The sequence below is a fragment of the Agromyces sp. NPDC056389 genome (genome assembly GCF_042262385.1).
In the GTDB taxonomy this organism is placed as follows: domain Bacteria; phylum Actinomycetota; class Actinomycetes; order Actinomycetales; family Microbacteriaceae; genus Agromyces.
Map to the genome: position 1 here is coordinate 2,283,188 of NZ_JBHJPN010000001.1, position 23,534 is coordinate 2,306,721.

Genomic DNA, 23,534 nt, shown 5'->3' on the forward strand with positions numbered 1-23,534 from the left:
ACGCTACCCGCTACTGCGGGTGCCCTTCTTGTGAGCCCGGTACAAGCTCACCCAGAATCGTGAGGAGGATCTCCACAGATTCTTCTTCGCCGATCGAGATGCGGATGCCATCGGGAGCGAAGGCGCGCGTCACGATTCCGGCGTCGAAAAGGCGCTCGGCGACGTCGACGGTCGCATCCCCGGCGGGCAGCCAGACGAAGTTGCTGCGGGCGATCGGCACCGGCCAGCCCTGCGCCACGAGGGCGGCGTGCACGCGGTCGCGCCGGTCGGCGATCGCGCCGACGCGCTCGAGCAGCTCGGCCTCGGCGGCCGGCTCGAGCGATGCGATGGCAGCGGATGCCGCGGCAGCCGTGACCCCGAGGGGGATCGCGGTCGCGCGAGCCGCATCGAGCAGCTCGACGGGGCCGATCGCGTAGCCCACCCGCAGCCCCGCGAGTCCGTAGGCCTTCGAGAAGGTGCGGAGCACAACGAGGTTCGGGTAACGGCCGATGAGGGTGCTGCCGTCGACGGCGTCGGCGGCGCTGCCGTCGCCTCGCACGAACTCGGCGTAGGCCTCGTCGAGCAGCACGAGCCGGTCGGCGGGCACCTTCGCCATGAAGGCCTCGAACTCGGCGGCGGTCACGACGACGCCTGTGGGGTTGTTCGGGGAGCAGACGATGACGACGCGCGTGCGATCGGTGATCGCGTCGGCCATCGCGTCGAGGTCGTGGCCGTGATCGGCGCGGTTCGGCACCATCACGCTCGTGGCGCCCGCGACCGTGACGAGGCCGGGGTAGGCCTCGAACGAGCGCCAGGAGTAGAGCACCTCGTCTCCGGGAGCCGCCGCCGCGAGGATGAACTGGGCGAGGAGCGCGACCGAACCGGCGCCGACGAGCACCTCGTCGGCGGTGACGCCGAAGCGCTCGGCCAGTCGTTCGCGGAGGGCGAGCGCCGTGGCATCGGGGTACCGGTTGATGTCGTGCGCGGCTGCGGCGACGACGTCGACCACCGAGGGCAGCGGGCCGAAGGGGTTCTCGTTGCTCGAGAGCTTGAAGCCGTCGGCGGGCGCGGGGCGCCCCTGGCGGTACGGCGGAAGGGCGGCGATCTCGGGGCGCAGGCGTACGCGCGCCCCCGTGGGCTCCGGTGCGGTCACGATTTCCACCGTACTCCTTCGTTCTCGACGGCCTCGTCTGACAGAGTGGTGCCATGCGGTTCATCGTCAAGGTCATCGTCATCGCGCTCGCCCTCTGGCTCACGACCCTCATCGTGTCGGGCGTCAGCGTCGTGCCCTATGAAGACACCGAGGTGGCGACGGTGCTCACCTACCTGCTCGTCGCGCTCATCTTCGGTCTCGTGAACGCCTTCATCGGCAACCTCATCAGGATCGTCGCGTTCCCGCTGTACGTGCTGACCCTCGGCCTCATCTCCTTCATCGTCAACGGCCTCCTGCTGCTCCTCGTCGACTGGATCAGCGACCTCATGGGCTTCGGCCTCGTGGTCGAGAGCTTCTGGTGGGGCGTGCTCGGAGCGCTCGTGCTCGGCCTCATCAGCTGGCTCATCGGCCTCGTGCTGCGTCCGGTGTCGAAGGGCTGAGCTCCCGGCTCGCGACCCACCGGGTCATCTCGCCTGCGCCACCGCCGGTGAACTCCGCGACCTGCTCGCGGAACGCTGCGAGCCGCGCCTCGTCGGAGGCGTCGATCAGTGCCGCGGTCTCCCGATAGCGCTCGAGCCGGTGGGCCGGTACCGCGTCGTCGTACACGACGCCCGCCTCGAGCACGCTCCGCGAGACGGTGAGCCGGTCGGGCGACGGATGCCCCGACCCGCCGATCGCGGGAACGAGGTCCTCCTCGTGCTCGACCGAGAGCAGGGGCACCCCGTCACGGAGCTCCGCCGACGCGACCGGGCCGCCGACGTTCACCGCGGCGACGACGTTCAGCTCGGGGTCTCCGGCGAGCGCAGCAACCGCGATGCCGCCGCCCGAGTACCCGACGGGCAGGAGCGGGTCTCCCGACTGCGCCCCGGCCTCGACGAGGGCCAGACGGGCGGCGCGTTCGAGCGCCGCGGAGTCGGCGCCGGCGATGCGCAGGGCATCGAGCGCCGAGTCGTCGGCGATGCCGTGCAGGTTGCTCGTCATGTCGTTGGTCTCCGCTCCGGCGGTCGTCGTGAAGTCGACCGTTCCACCGAGGTAGACGATCCACCGCGGATCGGTCGGGTCGCCGTAGCGCTCGACCCGGACCTGCGCTCCGGCGTCGGTGGGCGGGATGCGGTCGACGAGGTCGGCGACGCCGGCGGGTGCGGTGACGGGCCCCTCGAGCGGATGCGCCTCGGTGCGAGCCGCGCGAGCGCCCGCGCTCTGATCGGTGCGCCCGTCGGGGATCGGGCGGCTCACTCGCACGGGCCCGTCGACGAGGAACCGGCTGCCGCGCGTGGCGCCGAACAGCCCGGCGACTCCGAGGGCGATCGACGCGGACTCGGGCGCCCGGATCTCGGCGCCGACGCCGACGCCGAGTCCCGCCGGCACGCGGAAGCCGCCGGCGACGAGTTCGTCGGCCGAGTCCACCGCGATGCGCACCGCACGCACGAACACCGGGTCGGAGAGCACTCCCTTCTGGTCGGCGAGCCACGTCTCGAGCGGCGTGCGCCAGCCGAGTCCGTTCGCGCCGGCGATGATGCCGGCGAGCGCACCGCCACCGATCAGGACCCCGGGGAGCACCACCACGCCGCCCACCATCCATGCCAGCGGTCCGCCGGCGATCCGCCAGAGCGCCGCCACAGCACCCTCGGTGGCGCCGTAGCGCTCGGCGCTCCCGATCAGCGCCTCTCGAAGTCGCCCGGCGACGTCGGTGGCTTCGCGCAGTCGAGCTCTCGCCATCGCGATGCTCCACGTCGGGGAGGACATGTCCGAGGGCCCGGCCGCCGGTTCCGCGAGGTCGAGCTCGATGAGGCCGCGGCTGATGACGCGCGCGCGTTCGTGCCAGTCCGCCACGACGGCCTCGGTGCCGCTCAGGCGCGCGGCATCGGCGAAGAGCTCATCGGTCGCGACAGCGGTCGATCCGCCGCCGCTCAGGGTCAGTGCGTCGTCCACGCGGCATCGATTCGCGTGGCCGGGGCGGTGTGCTCGACGAGTGTCGCGCGCTGCGCTTCGAGCTGGAGCTCCATGCGCCGGATGCGGTCGACGAGGGCCGCCTCGGCATCCACCAGCCCATCGCGAGCGGCGAGCACGCGGGCGCGGAGGTCGTCGAGACCACGCACGTACCCATCGGCAGCGGCAGACCTCCAGGCCCCGGTCGTCGGAGGCACGAGCCGGTGCACGGACTCCTGCACCTCGGCCAGCAACGACCGGAGCATGAGGAGATGCGCCCTCGCGTCGTCGATGCGAGCGAGCGTCACCGCGGTGCCCCTCGCAGCCAGTGCGTACGGATCGGAATCGAGCATGCGACGAGCGTCGCGGAGCCGCTGACCCGATCGACCTCGCGTCGGCCATTGCATGCACCGGCGACGCCGGTCGCACCTGTGGAGGAGGAGTGTCGCCTCAGTCGACGAGCACTGCGTCCAGCGCCTGCACGCCCACCCGGCCGAGTCGCCCGCCGGTGCCGATCGTGTCGACGATCGCGCTGCCGAGCACGAGCGCCCAGGCACGGGCGCGGTCCCACATCGCGGCATCCGTCTCGCGAAGGCGATCGACCTCCGTGCGGAAGACGGCGCGATCGAGCGCGTCGAAGCCGAGCCAGGCCGTCGCGAGATCGCAGGCCGGGTCGCCGGCGCAGACATCGCCGAAGTCGACCACGGCCGCGAGGCGTCCGGATGCCGCGAGCACGAGGTTCGCCGGATGCAGGTCGCCGTGCAGCCACACCGGCGGTCCCGACCATTCCGCCGCGGCCATTCCACGGTCCCAGACGGCGCGGAGCGCCTCGATTCTCTCGGGCCGCACTGCGAGTCCGCGCTCGAGCCTTCCGCGCACGACCTCGTCGCGCTCGGCGAGCGGCACGCCGCGATACGGATTGCGCGGGGCCTCTGCGGGCGCGGAGACGCCGAGCTCTGCGACGAACGCCGCGAGCGGAGTCGCAGCCCCGGCTCGCGCCGAAGGCTCCACGTCGGCCGCGCTCACGCCGTCGAACCACGGCAGGATGCTCCACGGGAAGTCGAATCCGAGTTCGGGGGCCGGGCGTCCGATCCGCTCGGGTGCGGGCACCGGCACCGAGACGCGCTCGGCGATCGAGGGCAGCCAGCGCTGCTCGTGCAGCACCAGGTCCGCGGCGATCGTGCGGCGCGGCAACCGCACCAGATGGTGCTCGCCCAGCCGGAACATCGCGTTGTCCCAGCCGTTCGCGACCAGCACGACCCGTCCGGCGAGGTCGGGGTGCTGCGACGCCACCAGCGCCTCCGCGAGAGCTTCGTCGACGACGATGTCGGGCTCGGGGGCATCCGTCATCGTGCCCACCCCCGTCTCTCCGCCACGCTCGACCGCCCAGCGTACCGCCCCCGAATTGGTGCTGTGGGATCGCCCGATGTCGTCCACAATGGAACCCATGACGCGAGCGGATTCCGCGGGGGACGACGCGCCGCCGTTCCGGGTCTCATTCGTGTGCACCGGCAACATCTGCCGCTCACCGATGGCTGAGGTGGTGTTGCGCGCGCACGCCGAACGGGCCGGGCTCGGCGACCGTCTGGCGATCGAGTCGGCAGCGACCGGAGACTGGCACGTCGGCGAGCCCGCCGACCGGCGCACGATCGACGCGCTCGAACGCGCCGGCTACGACGGACGCCACCACCGCGCCCGCCAGTTCGAGGCGACCGACTTTCCGCGGCTCGACCTCGTCGTGGCCTTCGACCGCGGACAGGCGCGCATCCTGCGGAACTGGGCGCCGGGCCCCACCGAGCAGGAGAAGGTGCGGATGCTCCTCGAATTCGAGCCCGAATCGACCGAGCTGCACGACGTCCCCGACCCCTACTACTCCGACGAACCGATGTTCGATCGAGTCCTTGAGATGATTGAACGGTCGACGTCGGCGCTCTTCCGGCAACTCGCACCAGCACTCAGACAAGGAATCCGATGACTTCGCTGCCTCCCCAGCCGCTCAGCCCCCTCGACGGTCGCTACCGCTCGGCGGTCGGAGAGCTCGGCGAGCACCTCTCAGAGGCCGGCCTCAACCGGGCGCGCGTGCACGTCGAGGTCGAATGGCTGATCGCCCAGACCGACCGCGGCTTCTTCGGCACCTCGCCGCTGACCGACCACCAGAAGTCGAGCCTGCGCCAGGTCGTGGCCGACTTCGGCCAGCCCGACATCGACGAGCTCGCAGGCCTCGAAGCCACCACCCGGCACGACGTCAAAGCAGTGGAGTACTACGTGCGCCGCCGCCTCAGCGACCTCGGCCTCGACGCGATCGCCGAGCTCACGCACTTCGCCTGCACGAGTGAAGACATCAACAACCTCTCCTACGCGATCACGGTGCGCGACGCCGTGCAGGGCGTCTGGCTTCCGAAGTACCGCGCCGTGATCGAGACGATCGAAGCGCTCGCCCGCGAGCACCGCGATGCATCGATGCTCTCGCGCACCCACGGCCAGCCGGCGACGCCGTCGACCATGGGCAAGGAACTCGCGGTCTTCGCCCACCGCCTGCGGCGCATCGAGCGCCAGATCGAGGCGACCGAGTACCTCGGCAAGTTCTCCGGTGCGACCGGCACGTTCTCGGCGCATGTCGTCGCAGCTCCGGATGTCTCGTGGCCCGAGGTCTCCCGCGAGTTCGTCGAGTCGCTCGGCCTCACGTGGAACCCGCTCACCACCCAGATCGAGTCGCACGACTGGCAGGCCGAGCTCTACGGCAAGATCTCGCATGCCAACCGCGTGCTGCACAACCTCGCCACCGACATCTGGACCTACATCTCGCTCGGTATCTTCCGCCAGATCCCCGCGCCCGGCGCGACCGGATCGTCGACGATGCCGCACAAGGTCAACCCGATCCGCTTCGAGAACGCCGAGGCGAACCTCGAGCTCTCCTCCGCCCTGCTCGATTCGCTGGCCGCGACCCTCGTGACGAGCCGCATGCAGCGCGACCTCACCGACTCGAGCGCGCAGCGCAACATCGGCGTCGGCTTCGGACACTCGATGCTCGCACTCGACAACATCCAGCGTGGCCTCGGCGAGATCGACCTCGACCTCGCCGTGCTCGCCGCCGACCTCGACGGCAACTGGGAGGTGCTCGGCGAGGCGATCCAGACGGTGATCCGAGCAGAGGTCGTCGCCGGTCGCTCGACGATCGCCGACCCGTACGCCATGCTCAAGGAGCTCACCCGCGGCAAGCGGGTCGGCGCAGGCGAGCTCGCCGAGTTCGTGAACGCGCTCGAGATCGGCGACGAGGCGAAGCAGCGACTGCTCGCGCTCACGCCGGGCTCCTACACCGGCATCGCCTCGGAACTCGTCGACCGCCTCGGCTGACCTCCGGCTCAACCCGCGTCGCGGGATGCGCGCCTCCCTCGGGTGCGCACACCCGCGCGAGCATGCCCCCACGGTCGCGGCGACTCCAGCGGCTCCCCGACATCCGCGCGGATGACATCGGAGGTTTCGAGAGGATCATCCGCGAGGAGGGTTGACTTTCTCACAGAACGTTCTTAGCGTGGCCGCTAGAGATCGGATGTTTAATTCGATGTCGAGCTTGGTGCACAACGAACAAGGGAGTTCTCGTGACTGACCAACCTGCCCGCGGGGCGAACGCCGCTCCATTACGACGTGTCCTTCATCCAACGATCGCCGGCGTGGGCCTGGCCGCACTCGTCCTCTCAGCACTCCCCGCTCTCCCCGCCTCCGCGGCGGAAGCGGTCACCGTCTTCGTCGCCACGACCGGTGACGACGCCGCTGCCGGTACGTCCGCTGCGACGCCCGTGAAGTCGCTGACCCGGGCGCAGGAACTCGTTCGCGAGGCCGTCACCGGCGGCGGCCCGATCACGGTCGAACTCGCCGAAGGCGACTACTACCTCGATTCGACGCTGGCCCTCACGAACGCCGACTCGGGCAGCGCCGGAGCCCCGGTGCGCTGGATCGGCGCCGGCGAGGGAGCCACGCTCAACGGCGGCCGCGAGCTCGTGGGCGAGTGGAGCCCGACCGAGGCCGATCCGAGCGTCATGGTGACGGATGTGCCCGCGGGCATCGACTTCGACGAGCTCTTCGTCGACGATGTCCGCCAGGTCATGGCCCGGTACCCGAACTGGGACGACGATGCGCCCCGCCTCGAGGGAACGACGACGTTGTCGACGTTGAACTCGCGTTCCGCCGACTGGGCCGAGCCGGCCACGGGCTACGTTCGCGCGATGCACTGCCACGACTGGGGCAGTGTCTCCTTCACGATCGCCGGACGAACCGGCGATGCGCTCGACCTGAGCTTCGTCGGCGACAACAACCGCCCGCAGGACTGCAACGCATCCCAGCCACTGAAGGCCGACGCGGTCATGGTGGAGAACATCCGCGAGGAGCTCGATGCCGCGAACGAGTGGTTCCTCGACCGCGCCGCCGACAAGCTCTACCTGAAGCCCGCGCCCGGCGTCGACCTCACGACCACCACCATCGAGGTCGGCGAGCTCGACGAACTCGTCACCCTGACGGGCGCGTCCGCGGCCGACCCGATCCACGACATCACGTTCGAGAACCTGAGTTTCGAACGAACCCACCGCACGCTGTTCAACAACGAGTTCGTCAACCTCTCCCGGGGAGACTGGTCCGTCGTGCGCAAGGGCGCGGCCACTGTGAAGAACAGTCGGAGCGTGACGTTCACGAAGTCCTCGTTCACCGATCTCGGCGGCAACGGCATCTTCCTCGACGGCTACAACAGTGACACCGCGATCACCGCCAGCCGGTTCGAGAACAACGGCGCGACCGACGTCCACGTCGCGGGCTCGCCCGACGCGGTGCGCGACTACGCCGACAACTACTTCACGACCCCTCGCATCACCGACCTCGAGAGCGGACCGAAGACCGAGGACTACCCGCGCGACGTGCTCATCGAGGGCAACGTCATGCGCAACAACGGCCGGTACGAGAAGCAGACCTCGTCGGTCAACATCGCGATGGCCCTCGACGTCACGGTGCGTGGGAACTCGCTGTCCGACAGCCCCCGCGCGTGCCTGAACTTCTCCGACAACACGTGGGGCGGGCACCTCATCCAGGACAACGACATCTTCGACTGCGTGCGCGAGACCGGCGACAACGGCTCGATCAACTCGTGGGGCCGCAGCCGGTTCTGGAAGACCGGAGCCGCCAACAACGCGTTCGCGAGCCTCGCCGACGGCGTCACGTTCATGGGCAACACCGGTGGGGCGCTGACTGCCGAACAGGCCCGGGCCATGATGAAGCTCGACGTCGTCGAGCCGATCACGATCGACCACAACCGGTTCTGGCACGATGGCGACTGGGCGATCGACCTCGATGACGGCTCATCCAACTTCGTGATGACGAACAACGTCCTGCTCAAGGGCGGCGTCAAGCTCCGCGACGGATTCGACCGGACCCTGCGCAACAACCTCATCCTCGACGGATCGACCTTCGAGCAGGTGAGCTACATGCCGGGCGGCGACGTCATCGAGCAGAACGTCACCCTCGGCGGCCTCCCGTACAACAACGTCCTGAACGACCCCGTCAGCGCGAAGTACACGATCGGCAAGAACCTCTTCTGGAACGCCGGCGCAGCGATCGACGTCCGACCGAAGGGCGGCGCCTCAGAGCGGCTGTCGTCGGATGGCGCATCGATCAACACGGCCACGTCGTGGTACGCCGCGGGGATGGACCGGGATTCGGCGGTCGGCGACCCGGTGTTCGTCGACGGCGACCCGACGGCGAACTACGACTTCACGGTCGCGGACACCTCGCCCGCCCTGTCGCTCGGGTACCAGAACATCCCGATGACGGGCTTCGGCGCCCCCGGTGGTGCACTGCCCCCCGAAGCCGTGCTCCCGACGGGCACGACCGGCCCCGACCCCGTCGAGCTCGCACGACGCAAGTACGTGGAGACGATCTGGGGTTCCTCCATCACGAACATCACCACCAAGGCGGAACAGTCGTCGTACGCGATCAGCGACTACAAGGGCGTGAAGTTCAACTCGGTTCCGGCCGGCAGCCTCGCCGCGGTGGCCGGTCTGCAGGCCGACGACCTCGTGCGCTCGATCAACGGCATCGAGGTCACCGAGCAGCGCAATTCCTTCTGGCAGGCCTACAACGCCCTGCCCGCTGGAGCATCGATCGCGCTCGACGTGCGCCGCGCTTCGACGAACGTCGCGGTCGAACTCGTCAAGCCCACCGAGGCGGAGATCCTCAACAACACCTCGGGCGTCGTCTATCGGACTGCTGCGGCTCCGACCCGGGAATCGTGGATCTGGCGCGATGCCGGGCGCGGCGGCGCGAGCGCCTGGCTCGACGACATCGACGCGACGCAGAATCTCGGCGACTCGTGGGAGCTCGCGTTCAATGGAACGGGAATCGACATCATCTCCCAGGTCAACACCGACCTCGGCGACGTCGAGATCGCCATCGACGGGGAGCCCTTCACCACGCAGTCCTTCCACAACGCCAGCAGGCTGCACCAGCAGACGGTGCTCTCGATCGGCGATCTCGCTCCGGGTGTTCACACGATCACGGGCACGATGAAGTCGGGCGACTACATGATCGTGGATGCGTTCAAGACCCACCCGGCAGCTGAGCCGGGCGACGTGGAAGCCCCGAAGGTGACGCTCGCGACCTCGCCGTCGGAGCCGGCCTCGGGGTGGTTCACCGGAGACGTCACCGTCACGGCGACGGCGACCGACGACATCGACACGGCCCCCGCGATCGAGTACTCGACCGGAGCCGGATGGCAGGCGTACACCGAGCCGATCATCATCACCGAGCCCGGTGTCACCACGGTCACGGCACGAGCCACCGACGCGGCCGGCAACGTCTCCGAAGAGGTCGGCATCACCGTCAGGATCGAAGAGGGCGCCACCGTCGACACCTTCGTGATCGGCCTGCCGAGCAAGCTCATCGCGAAGTCCGGGTCGCAGGTGAAATACCTGGGTCAGGTCTTCGCCGGCGACGGTTCGAAGCCGGTCGGCACGCTGACCATCACCGAGGGTTCTCGCGTTCTCGCCACGGTCGAGATCGCGGCGAGCGACAAGGGACGATTCAGCGTGAAGCTGCCGAAACTCGACCGGGGTGTGCACGTGCTCCGGGCGACGTTCGACGGCACGGGGCAGTTCGCCGATGCATCCGCGGTACCGGTGCCGATGCTGATCTGGTAGTCCAGCACGACGCTGCAAGGGCCTGGATCCGGTGTTCCACCGGGTTCAGGCCCGACTTCGTCAACCGCCGGTCCGGAGCAGCCTCACGAGCAGCGGTGGGTTCACCGCGCGGGGTCCTCCGATACGCTGACCGAGTGGAAGCCGCCCGTCAGTCGAGTGACCCGCTCCTCGACGATGTGGACCGGGAGATCATCGACCAGCTCCGAGTCGACGGCCGTCGGTCCTTCTCGGAGATCGGTCGCCGGATCGGCTACTCCGAGCCGACGGTCCGTCAGCGATACAACCGCCTGGTGTCGCTCGGTGTGATCTACGTCGCGGGAATGTACGACGAGACCAAGATCGGCGGCATCGCCGCGCACGTCGGCATTCGGGTGTCGGAAGTCCCGGTCGCGAAGGTCGCCGAGCAGCTCGCCGAGCACCCGTACATCAGGTACGTCGCCTGCACGCTCGGCTACTACGACATCATCCTCGACGTGGTCGCGCCCGATGCGCAGGCGCTCGGCCGGATCGTGCTGCAGGATCTCCGCCGCATCCGCGGCATCTCAGACCTCGAGACGCTCACCGTGCTCGAGGTGATGAAGGACACCTACCTCTGGCAGGGATTCCGCGAGCCGTCCCCACTCTCTCAGCAGCACGGCTGATCAGCGGTCGGCGTCGCCGCCCTGACCTGGCGTCCCGCGCAGGCCGCCGCCACTGTAGTCCTTCGCGAGCGAAGTCACGATGATCGGCTGGATCGAGGCGACGCCCGGGTGGCGCCGAATCTCGTCGAGCAGGTCGATGAGATGCGGTTGGTCGCGGCAGGTCGCCTCGAGGTAGATATCGTGCGAACCGGCGACAAGCGCGACATGGTTGATCTGGCTGATGCCGACGAGGCTGTCGGCGACCGCCCTCGGCGTCAGATTGCGGATGCGGAGGAGGAGACGCACGACCTGGTGTCCGAGCAGCAGAGCATTGCAGAGTGCAACGATCGTGACGACGTCGTCCTCCTGCAGCTTCGCGACGCGAGCGCGCACCGTCGATTGGGAGACGCCGAGCTCCTCGGCGAGAGAGGCGAACGGGCGCCGGCCATCGCGAGCGAGCAGCTCGATGAGCTTTCTGTCGAGTTCGTCGATCATTGTGCCAGCCGTTTCCCTCGGATCGAGGCTATCGCCTCCCGGCCGGCACAATGCTCGACTCAGCGGCGCTCGAGGGTGCGCACAGCCCGGATGAGATCGGCGTTGTCGGCGGGCATCCCGCCGTCTGGCAGCAGCACACCGTCCTCGAAGCCGATGCGGGTCTCGCAACCGTCGGCGATCGCGGCCTCGACGACGGGCCAGACCGTCTCGTCGTAGCCGTGGTACAGGATCGGCGCATCGACGCCCGCCTCGCGAAGGAGGGCGGCGATCTGTCGGCACTGCGCGACCGCCTCGTCCGGGTCCTCCGTCTCGGGCTCGATCAGGATGCGCACGTTGCGGTCGAGGGTCGACGACGCCAACAGCGCGGGCACGTCGTCCATCGTCCAGACCGCTGACTCGAGGATCATGCCGCGCTCGAGCACGAGCTCGGCCGCCTCGGCGGCGCCGTCCTCGCAGAACGCGACAGAAGCGAAGTCGGGCAGCGCGTCGGCCGGCCAGGCGCGGAGGTGGGACATCCGCTCGGCGTGCGATTCGACCGTCCACAGGCCCGTGGTCGTGCCGATGATGACCGTGGGGTCGGCCATGCGCATCGCCCGGACCCACGCGCCGATCGCGTCGGGGTGGATCGTCTGCTCGCCCTCCGGAGTGAGAACGTGGGCGTGCACGACGTCGGCACCGGCCGCGATGGCGGCGCGGCTCGCCTCCACGATCTGCTCGGTGGTGCGGGGGACGGCCGGGTGCTCGGAGACCGGGCGGCCTCCGTTGATCGCGGCTTTGAGGAGCATTCGAGTGCCTTTCATGGGTAGAGCGGTGCGCGGAGCTGAATCCGGGCGCGTTGGAACACCGGCGACACGGGTCGCCGGTCGGAGCATCGGGCGCGCTACTGGGGCGTCGTGCTCGCGAGGAGACCGGCGACGGTGTCGCTCGCGCCCGTGAGGCTGCCGAGCGGCGCACCGGCTCGGAGCTCCTCGATCAGCGCAGGCTCTTCCGCGTCGTCCTCGAGGGCGAGGTCGACGAGCGCTTCGATGACCTCGATCGGCACCACGAGCACGCCGTTCGCGTCCGCGAGCACGACGTCGCCGGGCCGCACGACCGCGCCGCCGCAGGTGACCGGCACGTTGACCCCGCCGGCGTCGATGCCCTGGAGCTTGGTGGTGAGCATGCTCGTGCCGCGCGCGTGCACGGTCAGGCCGAGTCCCGTGATCTCGTCGACGTCGGTGACGACACCGTCGACGACGGCGCCGGCGGCGGCCCGGGCGACGAGCTGAGCCGCGACGACCTCACCGAGCGGAGCGTGACGACGGTCTCCGCCGGTGTCGACCACCAGCACCTGACCGGCCTCGATCATGCCCGCCGCGTGATGCAGGGCGGTCGAATCGGCCGCCGTCGTGCGCACGGTGAAGGCCGTGCCGATCACGCGGCCGCCGGCCGCGACCAACCGCCGGATCTCGGGGTCGACGAACCCCTCCTCGAGGTAGTGGCCGATCGTGGGGAAGCTCAGGCGCTCGAGCTTCTCGCGAAGGGATGCCGGAAGTTGAGTGGGGATGTTCCCGGTGCGGAAGAACAATGGTCTCTCTCTCTGCTAGTTCACGTTGTAGGCGAGGTCGATCCGGCGGTTCGAGAGCGCCGGCAGCATGCGACGGGCGGTCGCGGTGCGCTTCGCATCGAGCTCGGCGAAGGCGATGCCCTCCTCGTGCGCGTCCAACCCGGCGACCACGACCCCGAGCGGGTCGATGATGCGGCTGAGGCCGGCCGAGTCCGGGCCGACGGTTCCCGCGGCGAGAAACCAGCTGACGTTCTCGATCGCGCGGGCCTGCGTGAGCACCGTCCAGTGCTCCTCCTTGCCCTTCCCGGATACCCACGCCGCGGAGAGCGCGATCGCGTCGACCCCGCGATCGGCGAGGCTGCGGAAGAGCTCGGGGAACCGCACGTCGTAGCAGTTCGCGATCCCGACCCGAACACCCTCGACTTCGATGATCGGGGGGAGCTCGTTGCCGCGCGTCACGTATGCCGACTCCTGGTAGGCGAACGCGTCGTAGGTGTGCATTTTGTGGTACCGGGCCAGCTCGTCGCCATCGGGGCCGACGGCGACGATGGTGTTGAAGGGGCTGCCCGCGGGATTCGGCTCGTATCCCGCCGCGATGATCGTGATGCCGTGCTCACGCGCGAGGTCGGCGATCAAGGTCTCGAACGCGGGCCAGATCTCGGGCAGCAGCTGTGGGAATTCGGGCTTGAGGTCGTCCTCCGCGAGGAGCATCGACTCCTCGGGGAAGACGACGAGCCGGGCGCCGCCGGCGGCGGCTTCCGCGGTGAAGCGGCGGATTGTGGCGAAATTCGCCTCCGGGTCGATCCCGGGTGAGGTCTGGACGACGGCTACGCGCATGCGAGGCTCCTCGAATTCGTTTCTGGTCGGTGGGGTCTGATCAGCGGACGACGATCCGGGCGTCCTGCGGACGCCAGGAGAGTCGGAGCGGGTCTCCGGTCGCGAGTCCGGGCAGGTCGCGCTCGCGGACGAGGCTCGAGAGGGAGGCCTTGAAGAGCAGGGCGCCCACGCGCAGGTGCAGGTGCCACTCCTCGCCGAGGAAGGTCAGGGTCTCGACGACCCCTTCGACACCCTCGCCGTCCCGGCGCACCTCGATCCGCTCGGGGCGGAGCAGCAGGGTGCCGGCGCGCTCGTGGGTGACGGTCTCGCCGAGCACCCCGCGCACCGTGCCGACGCCCGGGAGCACCACGTCTACCTCGGCACCCTCGGAGCCCTCGGGCGCGGTCACGTCGAGCAGGTTGCAGCTGCCGATGAACCCGGCAACGAAGCGGGTTTCAGGTCGGTTGTAGATGTCCTCCGGCCCGCCGACCTGCTGCACGACGCCCTCCGACATGACCGCGATGCGGTCCGACATCGTGAGCGCCTCCTCCTGATCGTGCGTCACATAGATGAATGTGATGCCGACCTCGCGCTGCATCCGCTTGAGCTCGTATTGCATCTCCTTGCGCAGCTGCTGGTCGAGCGCTCCGAGCGGCTCGTCGAGCAGCACGACCTTCGGGCCCGAGACGACGGCGCGAGCGAGCGCGACGCGCTGGCGCTGCCCGCCCGACAGCTGGTCGGGCTTGCGGTCCCCGAGGTGACCGAGCTTCACGAGTTCGAGCGCCTCCCGGGTGCGGCGGTTCGCCTCCTCCTTGGCGACACGCCGCACCCGCAGCTCGAACGCGACGTTCTCGAACACCGTGAGGTGCGGGAACAGCGCATAGCTCTGGAAGAGCATGTTGAGATCCCGATTGCGGGTCGGCACGTCCGTGACGTCCGCGCCGCCCAGCAGCACGCGACCGGAACTGGGGGCCTCGAACCCCGTGATCATCCGCATCAGCGTGGTCTTCCCGCACCCCGACGGCCCCAGGATCGAGAAGAACTCGTTGTCCCCGATCTGCAGGTCGAGCGGATGCACCGCGAGATGGTCGGCGAACTCCTTCGAGAGGCCCCGGATCTCGACCGCCGCTGCTGCGATCGATGTGGTCTGCGTGTTCATGGATCCCTCTCGCTGTTCGCTGAAACCCGGCCTCAGGAGGCCTTCACCCGGGTCCAACCGTCCTGGTAGAACTTCATGGCCTTGCCCGGATCGACGATGAAGTCAGCATTGGCGACCTCTTCATCGGTCGCGTAGACCGCGGAGTTGGTGAGCATGCCCTGATCGGTGACGTGCTCCTGCGCCGCGGCGTTCGCACTCGCGAGTCCGCCGTCGTTCGTCGCCATCGCGGCGATCTCGGGTCGGAGGAGGAAGTTGATGAACTCGTACGCAGCATCCTGGTGCGGAGCGCCCTTCGCGACCGCGAGACCGTCGACCCAGAGGCTGCCGCCCTCCTCGGGCAACACGTAGTGCACGTCGGGGTTCTGCTCGAGCAGCTTCGCGGTGCTCGTGCCGCCCCACGCCTCGGAGATGCAGACGTCGCCGCTCGCGACCAGGTCGCCGTAGTTCGTCGAGTTGTAGCCGGCGAGGATCTCCTTCTGCTCGATGAGCGACTCGGTCGCCTTCGCGATCTCCTGCTCATCGGCGCTGTCGGCACCGTAGCCGTTGACCTGCAGGCCGACGATGTAGGCGGCGAGCATGTTGTCCAGCATGTTCACCTTGCCTTTCCACTTCTGGTCGAACAGCGACTTCCAGCTCGTGATCTCCTCGCCGCCGGTGCAGGCCGAGTTGTAGAGCAGCCCGGTCGTGCCCCACACCCACGGCACGGAGTACTCGAGGCCGGGGTCGTAGCTCGGGTCGGCGAACTTCGGTGCCAGGTTCTCGAGGCCCTCGATCTTGGACTTGTCGAGCGGCTCGAGGAGCTCCTGGCCAACGAGCTGCTGCACGGCGTACTGGCTCGGCTCGACGATGTCGTAGCCAGAGTTTCCGGCCGCGAGCTTCGAGATCATCGTCTCGTTGCTGTCGAAGTTGTCGACGTTCACCTTGATGCCGGTCTCTTCGGTGAATGCATCGAAGACCGACTGGGGGATCTCCTCGGCCCAGGCGTAGACGTTGAGCTCGGTCGACGGGCCATCGGCGCCCCCGCTACTGCACGAGGTCAGCGCCAGGGCGGCGACGATGCCGACGGCTGCTGTGGTCAGCTTCTTCATTGCTGTTCCTTTCGGTTGGGGAATGCTGGGTGCAGGACGGACTGCGGGACGACTAGCCGCGCGCCTCGACGAGGATGCGACGCATCTGGCTTACGCCGACGAGGAGCACGATCACGAGGGTTAGGAGGATGAGCAGCGCCCCGAGAGCGTTGATGCTCGGCGTGAGTCCGGTCTTGAGACTCGAGTAGATCTTGAGTGGCAGCGTCGTGGAACCGACGCCGCTGAGGAACGTCGACATCACGATGTTGCTGAACGAGGTGGTGAAGCTCAGCAGCCAGGCCGCGATGACCGCGGGGCGCAGGAGCGGGAAGTACACCCGAGTGAAGGTCTGCCACGGCGAACATCCCAGGTCGGTCGCGGCCTCCGGCAGGCTCGGGTCGAGCATCGCCGCCGAGCTCATCAGCACGAGCGTCGCGAGGGGCAGCGACACGATCAGGTGCCCCAACACGAGCGTGAGGATGCCGAGCGGGACCTTCGTCGTGCTGAACACGCTGAGCAGCGCCACCCCGAGCACGATCTCGGGCACGATCAGCGGCAAGGCGATGAGGGCCATCAGGCCGGCTTTGCCGCGACCGCGGTACCGAGCCAGGCCCAGCGCGAACATGATGCCGACGGCCGTCGCGGCGGTCGCGGTGATGACCGCCACGATCGCGCTCGTCTGCAGGGTCTGCATGAGTGCAGCGTCCTGGAAGAGCTCGACGTACCACTGCAGGGTGAGCCCCTCGAAGCGGGTGTTCGTGCCCGCCGCGTTGAACGAGTAGACGATCACCGCGATGATCGGGATGTAGAGGAAGACGAAGACGCCACGGGCGATGCCGTTCACGATGCGATCCACCGTTACGCCCCCTTCTTGGTCGACGAACGCTTGAGCAGGAGTCCGACCAGAGCCATCGAGATGAGCATGAGGATGAGGAGGAGCATCGACGCCGCCGCCCCCATGGGCTGGTTGCGGAACTCGGTGTACAGGGTCACGATCAGGTTGCCCACGAGCGGGTCCTTGCCGCCTCCGAGGAGCACCGGGATCACGAAGACGCCCATGGTCGGAATGAAGGTGAGCAGGGCGGCACCCAGGATGCCGGGGCTCGAGAGCGGCAGGATCACCCGACGGTGCACGCCCCACCAACTGCAGCCGAGATCAGTCGCGGCTTCCTTCAGTGAGCCGTCGATCGAGCGCATCGACGCGTAGATCGGGAAGATCGCGGTCGGCAGGAACGAGTACAGCAGGCCGAGCACCACGGCGACGTTGCTCGGGATCAGCGAGAACCCGGCGATGCCGAAGAGGCCGAGAACTCCCGCAATGGGGCCTCCGGAGCCGAGGATCGTGATCCACGCGAAGGTGCGCACGAGGAAGTCGGTCCAGAACGGGATGATGACGAGCAGGAGAAGGAAGCCCTGCCTGCCCGCCGGCCGCGACACGATGTAGTAGGAGGTGATGTACCCGATGACGAGGCAGACCACGGTGTTCAAGAGCCCGAGGCCGAGCGAGTACATCAACGTCTTGGAGTAGACGGGGTCCAGCAACTTCGCGTAGTTCTCGAAGGTGAGGCCGTCGGTGATGCCGCCGTAGTCGTCCGCGACGGCGAAGCTGTTCCGCGCGACGATGAACAGCGGCAGGATACCGAGGAGCACCACCGAGGCGATGCCCGGGATGAGCAGCAGGAGGGAACCGCGCTTCGGCTTCTCCTTGCGACCCAACTGGATCGCCCGTGTCATCGACGTCACAATGCTCCTTTGCAGCTCACCGCCCGTTGGGTGGAGTCCCAATCTTGGTACGCCTCCCTGGTGCCATGACCAGGTTCTCGTCGCGGAATCCGTGGAAGTCGGCGCCGATCATGACGGAGTCCGCAGCGGTCGGGCGCCGCGCCCTTCGACAGCTGGCGATTCCAGCGCAGGATCGACGCTCCGGGTGCGCTTCGACGGGCCCGGGCCGCGCGGAACTCGGGCGAAGGCGCGATCAGCGGCTGACCCGAGGGGTGCGGGGATCGGCCCCGCCGAGGTGCGAGCGCGACTCGGCTCAGTTCTCCGGCGAGGTCGGGGGCTCCGACGGGGGAGCCGTCGGCCCGGCCGGATCCTCACCGTCGATCTCGGCCGTCTCCTCGGCGTTGGGCTTGATCGCCATCGAGAGCAAGGCGAGCGTCATGAGCACGACGATGAAGGCGATGCCGGCGATGATCAGCGCGAGCACGGGCTCGCGCGCGGTGATCAGCACGACCAGGCCCGTGAAGATCGCGGCGATCGCCGCGCCGCCGACGTACTCGATGGGGCGGAGCACGTCGCGCCGGCTCGGCTTGTACTCACCGGGGGTGTTGGTCACGAGGTCTGCTCCGTTCCGGGGGCGTCGGGCGCGGCATCCGCTGGGCTGGTGGCCCACTTCAGCGAGAACCCTCCGATCAGGAGGTAGACGCCGAGGATGACGAGGTACCCACCGAGCAGGCCGACCGCGGTGACGGCGTCGAGCGGAATCGCGAGGAACACGAGCGCGAGGATCGCGGTGAACGCGCCCGCGGCGATCCAGTCGCGTGCCGCAGGAGTGCGGCCGCGCGCACGCAGGCCCGCGAACAGTTCGAGGACGCCGGTGATGGCGGCCCACACGCTCACGAGATAGAGCAGGAACGGCAGCCCGCCCGGCACGGTGAGTGCCAGCAGGCCGGCGGCGACGGTCACGACGGCCGCGATCACGAAGAACGAGCGGATGCCGCGCTCCTCGGTGAATCGCAGCGACAGCGCACCGGTGACGAGCCCGGAGACGACGGCCCAGAGGCCGAAGACCAGGAGCCCGAACTCGGGGGAGTGGTTCTGCGAGAAGGTGATTGCGGCGGCGGGCACGAGTGCCAGGATGCCGCGGACGACCGGGACGACCCAATAACGGGCGCCTTCGGGAGCGGCTGCGATGGCCACTTGACCTCTTTCACATCGGTTGGGGTACCGATCCATCCTACGTTGGCGGCGCGGGCGCCGAGTCCGGGGCCCGCGCAGCATCGCCGCCGGGCGCGTTCCGGGCGACGATGGCTGCGCCCAGCCGGTGCAGCTCGCCCCGGAGCGACTCGGGCTCGACGACCTCGAGGTACTCGGCCCAGCCGGCGAGGCCGCGCGCGATGATGACCTCGGTCGCGGCGGTCACGACGACGCGGGAGCGCCCGGGATCGAGCGGCGTCGCGTCGATCGCGCGCTGGCCGAACTGCGTGTGCAGCAGCGGCACGATGCCGGAGTCGACGATGATCGTCGCGGTCGCGGCGGCGCGTTGCCGTTCGACCGCGGCGGTGACCCGCTCCCAGATCTCGGCGAGGTCGAGGTCGTCGGGGCGCTCGGCACGCTCCTCGGTTCGCGCCGCGTCGAGCATCCGATCGACGCGGTAGGTGCGCTCGATGCCGTCGACCCCGCCGAGCAGGTACCAGTGCACCTGCTTCTGCACGAGTCCCCACGGGTCGACGGTGCGATCTGCGGGCTCCCGGTTCCATGCGGCGTACCGGATGCGGAGTCGTACTCGGTCGACGATCGCCGCTTCGAGGACGGGGAGCAGTGCGGGTCGAGCAGGGGTCGGCCGCCCCCACTCCCCGGGGTCGATGACGACCGCCTCCGCTGCGGCCTCGGCGTGCGTGCGGAAGGTCTCGGGCAGGGCGCGAACGAGCTTCCGCAGCGCGGCCTTGGCTTCCGAGTCGACGGATGCCGCGGGCCCGACCAGCAGGAACAGGGCGCGCGCCTCGCTCGACGACAGGCCGCTCAGGTCGGTGCGGGCGCCGCCGAGCAGCTGCCATCCGCCGCCGCGGCCTGCCTGGGGATACACCGGGATGCCGGCAGCCGACAGCGCCTCGAGGTCGCGTCGGGCGGTCGCGATCGAGACCTCGAGCTCGTCGGCGAGCTGAGCGGCGGTCACCCGGCCCCGCGCCTGCAGGGTGAGGAGCACTGCCACGAGGCGGTCTGCGCGCATGATTCCATTGTCGTCGGAAAAGTAGTCAGAAGGTGAGCACTTCTGCGTTCGAGACTGTATTCATCACCTCGGAACCGCCGGGGAACCGCTCGAAAGGAGCCGCTCATGCTCAGGGGATTCGCCACCGTCAGCTACTACGCCGCCGACCTCGAGGCGGCCACCGCCTGGTACACCGAGATGCTCGGCGCCGAGCCGTACTTCCACCGCCCGGGCTACGTGGAGTTCCGCGTCGGCGACTTCCAGCACGAGCTCGGCATCATCGACGCGGCCTACCGCCCCACCGCATCGGATGTCCCGGCGGGCGAGATCATCTACTGGGCCGTCGACGACGTGATGGCGACGTACGAACGCCTGCTCGCACTCGGCGGCGCGCCGTACCAGCCGCCGATGGAGCGCGGCCCCGGATTCACCACCGCGTCGGTCGTCGACCCGTTCGGCAACATCCTCGGCGTGATGTTCAACCAGCACTACCTCGACGTGCTCGCCGGGCGGTGAACCGGCGCCGTCGGGCGGTGAGGGAAGGCTCACCGCCCGACCCGGTTACAGCGCCCGCAGGATGTCCTCGACCCGCGCCTTCGCATCACCGAAGAGCATCTGCGCGTTGTCGCGGTGGAAGAGCGGATTCGCCACCCCGGCGTAGCCCGCCGACATCGAGCGCTTGAAGACGATGACGTTCGACGCCTCCCACACCCGCAGCACGGGCATGCCCGCGATGGGACTGCCCGGGTCTTCGGCCGCCGAGGGATTGACGGTGTCATTCGCGCCGATCACGAGCACGACCGAGGTCTTCGCGAAGTCGTCGTTGATCTCGTCCATCTCCTCGACGATGTCGTACGGCACCTTCGCCTCCGCGAGCAGCACGTTCATGTGCCCGGGCAGGCGGCCGGCGACGGGGTGGATGCCGAAGCGCACGTCGACGCCGCGCTCGCGCAGTCGGCTCGTGAGCTCGGCCACGGGGTACTGCGCCTGTGCGACGGCCATGCCGTAGCCCGGCGTGATGATCACCGACCCCGCGTCGCGCAGCAGCTCCGCAGCATCCGGTGCCGTGACCTCGCGGATCTCGCCGGCCTCCTCGCCGTCGCTCGACGCGGTCGGCGCCGCGATGCCGAAGCCGCCCGCGATCACCGAGATGAACGAGCGGTTCATGGCCTTGCACATGATGTACGAGAGGTAGGCACCCGAGGAGCCGACGAGCGCACCGGTGACGATGAGCAGGTCGTTGTTGAGCAGGAAGCCCGCCGCGGCCGCCGCCCAGCCCGAGTAGCTGTTGAGCATGGAGATGACGACCGGCATGTCGCCGCCGCCGATGGATGCCACGAGGTGCCAGCCGAGCGCGAGGGCGAGGGCCGTCACCACCACGAGGAGCCACAGCTCGGGGGTGATGACGTACCAGACGGTGAGCACGACGAAGGCGACGAGGGCTCCGAGGTTGAGCACGTTCTTGCCGGGCAGCATGAGGGGCGCCGACGACATGCGGGCCGAGAGCTTCAGGAAGGCCACGATCGAACCCGTGAAGGTGACCCCGCCGATGAAGACGCCGATGAAGACCTCCGCATGGTGGATGTCGAGGAGGGCGCCGCTCATGCCGGTGACCTCGAGGGCGCCGTTCCAGCCGACGAGCACCGCCGCGAGGCCGACGAAGCTGTGCAGCAGGGCGATGAGCTCGGGCATGCCGGTCATCGCGACGACGCGCGCCCGCCAGAGGCCGATCGCGCCGCCGACGAGCACGGCGACGACGAGCAGGATGAGGCCGGTCGTCGCCTGCGGCGAGCCCCAGGCGTCGGCGAAGGTCGCGTACACCGTGGCGATGAGCGCGATCGTCATTCCGGCGATGCCGTAGCCGACACCGGCTCTGGCGGTGTCATGCCGGCTGAGCCCCGCGAGGCTCATGATGAACAGCAGTGCTGCGACGATGTAGGCGGCTCCGGCGATCGATGCCGGGGTCAGCAGGGTCGTGGCCTCTGCGGCGGTCACGAGATCAGCCACGTTCGGCTCCAGTCTTGGCGTTGTCGGCAGCTCCGCGCGCGAACATCGCGAGCATGCGTCGGGTCACGGCGAAACCGCCGAAGATGTTGATGCTGGCCAGCAGCACGGCGACGGTCGCGATGATCTGCACGACGAGCGCGTCGCTCGTGATCTGCACCATGGCGCCGACGATGATGATGCCCGAGATCGCGTTGGTCACGCTCATGAGCGGCGTGTGCAGCGCGTGCGCCACCTTGCCGATCACGTAGAAGCCGACCACGACCGCGAGCACGAGCACCGTGAAGTGCTGCGGCAGCGGGGCCGGCGCGATCGCGTTCACGGCGAAGAGGGCCGCGATGCCGATCGCGACGAGCACGACCTTCTTCACGGGCGACATCGGGCGCTTGGGTTCGGGGGCGGCCGCGTCAAGCTTCGCGCCGGTCGCTGCCGAAGCGGATGCCGCGGCTCCGGGAGCTGCTGAAACCTGCACAGGGGGTGGCGGCCAGGTGACGGCGCCGTCTCTCGCGACCGTCACCGATCGCTGCACGACGTCGTCGAAGTCGAGCACCAGCTCGCCGTCCTTCGCGGGCGTGAGGAGCTTCACGAGGTTGACGACGTTCGTGCCGTAGAGCTGCGACGCCTGCGTGGGCAGGCGCGACGCGAGGTCGGTGTAGCCGAGGATCACGACGCCGTTCGGCGTGACGATGCGCTCGCCCGCGACGGATCCCTCGACGTTGCCGCCCATGCCCGCCGCCATGTCGACGATGACGCTGCCCGACTTCATGCTCGCGACGTCGGCCGCGGTGATGAGGCGGGGTGCCGCGCGGCCCGGGATGAGCGCGGTCGTGATGACGATGTCGACGTCGGCCGCCTGCTCGGAGTAGATCTCGGCTGCGCGCCGGTCGTAGTCCTCGCTCGTCGCCTTCGCGTAGCCGTCGGTCGACTGCTCGACCTCGACCTCGACCTTCAGGTACTCGCCGCCGATCGACTTGACCTGGTCGGCGACCTCGGGCCGCGGGTCGGTGGCCCGCACGATAGCGCCGAGGCTCGACGCGGCGCCGATCGCGGCGAGGCCGGCCACACCGGCACCCGCGACGAGCACCTTGGCGGGCGGCACCTTGCCGGCCGCGGTCACTTGACCCGTGAAGAACCGGCCGAACTCGTGCGCCGCCTCGACGACGGCGCGATAGCCGGCGATGTTCGCCATCGAGCTCAGCACGTCCATCGACTGCGCGCGGGAGATGCGCGGCACGGCGTCCATCGCGAGCGCCGTCACGCCGCGGCCCGCGAGCGCCTCGAGCAGCTCGGGCTTGAATGCGGGCGCCAGCAGCGCGATGAGCGTGGCACCCGGGCTCAGCAGTGCGATCTCGCCCTCGGTCGGCGCGTTCACCTTCAGCACGAGCTCGCTCGCGAAGGCGGCGGCGCCGTCGACGAGCATGGCGCCCGCCGCGACGTACGCGTCGTCGGGGAACGCTGATCGCGCTCCGGCTCCTGCTTCGACGACGACCTCGTACCCGAGGGCGATCAGCTGCGTGACGGTCGCCGGTGTGGCGGCGACGCGGGTCTCGGGTCTCTGCTCGGTGACGACCCCGATGCGCGTCATGCGGTACTCCTCATTCGTCTTCTCCATCGAAGCGCTCAGCTTCACCATCGAAGCGGCAAGCCCGGTCGCTTGCGC

23 protein-coding genes are annotated in these 23,534 nt (G+C 69.1%); 6 read left to right on the forward strand and 17 right to left on the reverse strand.

The genetic code is table 11. The features are described from left to right. Positions 1-10 precede the first annotated feature (10 nt). Complete coding sequence (locus ACFCVM_RS10710) at positions 11-1,135, reverse strand: histidinol-phosphate transaminase (protein WP_375836704.1); 1,125 nt, start codon at positions 1,133-1,135, stop codon at positions 11-13. Between the two features lie 50 nt (positions 1,136-1,185). On the opposite strand from ACFCVM_RS10710, the gene ACFCVM_RS10715 reads away from it, so the two are divergent. Next, complete coding sequence (locus ACFCVM_RS10715; protein WP_375836157.1) at positions 1,186-1,572, forward strand: phage holin family protein; 387 nt, start codon at positions 1,186-1,188, stop codon at positions 1,570-1,572. Here the strand turns inward: ACFCVM_RS10715 and ACFCVM_RS10720 are convergent. The 3 genes from ACFCVM_RS10720 to ACFCVM_RS10730 all read right to left on the reverse strand — a co-directional run bounded on the left by ACFCVM_RS10720 (position 1,535) and on the right by ACFCVM_RS10730 (position 4,510). Further along, entirely contained in the window at positions 1,535-3,064 is a 1,530-nt protein-coding gene (locus ACFCVM_RS10720; RefSeq protein ID WP_375836158.1) for a hypothetical protein, read from the reverse strand. The two genes, ACFCVM_RS10715 and ACFCVM_RS10720, sit on opposite strands and share 38 nt — an antisense overlap. Further along, positions 3,049-3,414: a hypothetical protein gene (locus tag ACFCVM_RS10725; RefSeq protein WP_375836159.1), complete on the reverse strand. Its 366-nt coding sequence runs from the start codon at positions 3,412-3,414 to the stop codon at positions 3,049-3,051. Before ACFCVM_RS10725 ends, ACFCVM_RS10720 begins: the two co-directional genes overlap by 16 nt. A gap of 97 nt (positions 3,415-3,511) precedes the next feature. Beyond that, positions 3,512-4,510 (reverse strand): aminoglycoside phosphotransferase family protein, encoded by a 999-nt coding sequence (locus ACFCVM_RS10730; protein WP_375836160.1) that lies wholly within the window; start codon positions 4,508-4,510, stop codon positions 3,512-3,514. On the opposite strand from ACFCVM_RS10730, the gene ACFCVM_RS10735 reads away from it, so the two are divergent. From ACFCVM_RS10735 to ACFCVM_RS10750, 4 genes are all read left to right on the forward strand, one after another. After that, a complete protein-coding gene (locus ACFCVM_RS10735) occupies positions 4,509-5,036 on the forward strand; it encodes a low molecular weight protein-tyrosine-phosphatase (protein ID WP_375836161.1) in 528 nt (175 codons plus the stop codon). The two genes, ACFCVM_RS10730 and ACFCVM_RS10735, sit on opposite strands and share 2 nt — an antisense overlap. Further along, positions 5,033-6,415, forward strand: a complete 1,383-nt coding sequence (gene purB / locus ACFCVM_RS10740; protein WP_375836162.1) for an adenylosuccinate lyase — start codon at positions 5,033-5,035, stop codon at positions 6,413-6,415. The genes ACFCVM_RS10735 and purB overlap by 4 nt, the downstream gene beginning before the upstream one ends. 317 nt (positions 6,416-6,732) lie before the next feature. Further along, positions 6,733-10,239 (forward strand): OmpL47-type beta-barrel domain-containing protein, encoded by a 3,507-nt coding sequence (locus ACFCVM_RS10745; protein WP_375836163.1) that lies wholly within the window; start codon positions 6,733-6,735, stop codon positions 10,237-10,239. A gap of 134 nt (positions 10,240-10,373) precedes the next feature. Beyond that, positions 10,374-10,880 carry an Lrp/AsnC family transcriptional regulator gene (locus tag ACFCVM_RS10750; RefSeq protein ID WP_375836164.1) on the forward strand — a complete coding sequence of 169 codons (507 nt, stop codon included), beginning with the start codon at positions 10,374-10,376 and terminating at the stop codon, positions 10,878-10,880. On the opposite strand, the gene ACFCVM_RS10755 is transcribed toward ACFCVM_RS10750, so the two are convergent. The 11 genes from ACFCVM_RS10755 to ACFCVM_RS10805 all read right to left on the reverse strand — a co-directional run bounded on the left by ACFCVM_RS10755 (position 10,881) and on the right by ACFCVM_RS10805 (position 19,891). Next, positions 10,881-11,354, reverse strand: coding sequence for an Lrp/AsnC family transcriptional regulator (locus ACFCVM_RS10755; RefSeq protein WP_375836165.1), 474 nt, complete (start codon positions 11,352-11,354; stop codon positions 10,881-10,883). 59 nt (positions 11,355-11,413) lie between these two features. After that, the gene (locus ACFCVM_RS10760; RefSeq protein ID WP_375836166.1) at positions 11,414-12,139 is read right to left on the reverse strand and encodes a 3-keto-5-aminohexanoate cleavage protein; all 726 of its coding nucleotides are present in this window, start codon (positions 12,137-12,139) and stop codon (positions 11,414-11,416) included. Between the two features lie 95 nt (positions 12,140-12,234). Further along, positions 12,235-12,921 carry an RraA family protein gene (locus tag ACFCVM_RS10765; protein WP_375836167.1) on the reverse strand — a complete coding sequence of 229 codons (687 nt, stop codon included), beginning with the start codon at positions 12,919-12,921 and terminating at the stop codon, positions 12,235-12,237. A 15-nt stretch (positions 12,922-12,936) separates the two neighbouring features. After that, complete coding sequence (locus ACFCVM_RS10770) at positions 12,937-13,737, reverse strand: carbon-nitrogen hydrolase family protein (RefSeq protein WP_375836168.1); 801 nt, start codon at positions 13,735-13,737, stop codon at positions 12,937-12,939. Between the two features lie 40 nt (positions 13,738-13,777). Further along, entirely contained in the window at positions 13,778-14,875 is a 1,098-nt protein-coding gene (locus tag ACFCVM_RS10775; RefSeq protein ID WP_375836169.1) for an ABC transporter ATP-binding protein, read from the reverse strand. A gap of 32 nt (positions 14,876-14,907) precedes the next feature. Next, a complete protein-coding gene (locus ACFCVM_RS10780; protein WP_375836170.1) occupies positions 14,908-15,963 on the reverse strand; it encodes a PotD/PotF family extracellular solute-binding protein in 1,056 nt (351 codons plus the stop codon). Between the two features lie 52 nt (positions 15,964-16,015). Next, positions 16,016-16,798 carry an ABC transporter permease gene (locus ACFCVM_RS10785; RefSeq protein WP_375836171.1) on the reverse strand — a complete coding sequence of 261 codons (783 nt, stop codon included), beginning with the start codon at positions 16,796-16,798 and terminating at the stop codon, positions 16,016-16,018. A 2-nt stretch (positions 16,799-16,800) separates the two neighbouring features. Beyond that, on the reverse strand, positions 16,801-17,676 hold the full coding sequence (locus ACFCVM_RS10790; RefSeq protein WP_375836705.1) for an ABC transporter permease: 876 nt from the start codon (positions 17,674-17,676) through the stop codon (positions 16,801-16,803). Between the two features lie 301 nt (positions 17,677-17,977). Next, entirely contained in the window at positions 17,978-18,277 is a 300-nt protein-coding gene (locus tag ACFCVM_RS10795; RefSeq protein WP_375836172.1) for a hypothetical protein, read from the reverse strand. Further along, positions 18,274-18,861 carry an HdeD family acid-resistance protein gene (locus tag ACFCVM_RS10800; protein ID WP_375836173.1) on the reverse strand — a complete coding sequence of 196 codons (588 nt, stop codon included), beginning with the start codon at positions 18,859-18,861 and terminating at the stop codon, positions 18,274-18,276. The genes ACFCVM_RS10795 and ACFCVM_RS10800 overlap by 4 nt, the downstream gene beginning before the upstream one ends. A gap of 37 nt (positions 18,862-18,898) precedes the next feature. After that, positions 18,899-19,891 carry a helix-turn-helix transcriptional regulator gene (locus ACFCVM_RS10805; RefSeq protein WP_375836174.1) on the reverse strand — a complete coding sequence of 331 codons (993 nt, stop codon included), beginning with the start codon at positions 19,889-19,891 and terminating at the stop codon, positions 18,899-18,901. Positions 19,892-19,996: 105 nt separating this feature from the next. Between ACFCVM_RS10805 and ACFCVM_RS10810 the strand changes: the two genes are divergently transcribed. Then, positions 19,997-20,386, forward strand: a complete 390-nt coding sequence (locus ACFCVM_RS10810; RefSeq protein WP_375836175.1) for a VOC family protein — start codon at positions 19,997-19,999, stop codon at positions 20,384-20,386. Between the two features lie 45 nt (positions 20,387-20,431). Here the strand turns inward: ACFCVM_RS10810 and pntB are convergent, their stop codons facing one another. Then, positions 20,432-21,781, reverse strand: coding sequence for a Re/Si-specific NAD(P)(+) transhydrogenase subunit beta (gene pntB / locus ACFCVM_RS10815; protein ID WP_375836706.1), 1,350 nt, complete (start codon positions 21,779-21,781; stop codon positions 20,432-20,434). 88 nt (positions 21,782-21,869) lie between these two features. After that, positions 21,870-23,459: a Re/Si-specific NAD(P)(+) transhydrogenase subunit alpha gene (locus ACFCVM_RS10820; RefSeq protein WP_375836176.1), complete on the reverse strand. Its 1,590-nt coding sequence runs from the start codon at positions 23,457-23,459 to the stop codon at positions 21,870-21,872. Between the last annotated feature and the right edge of the window lie 75 nt (positions 23,460-23,534).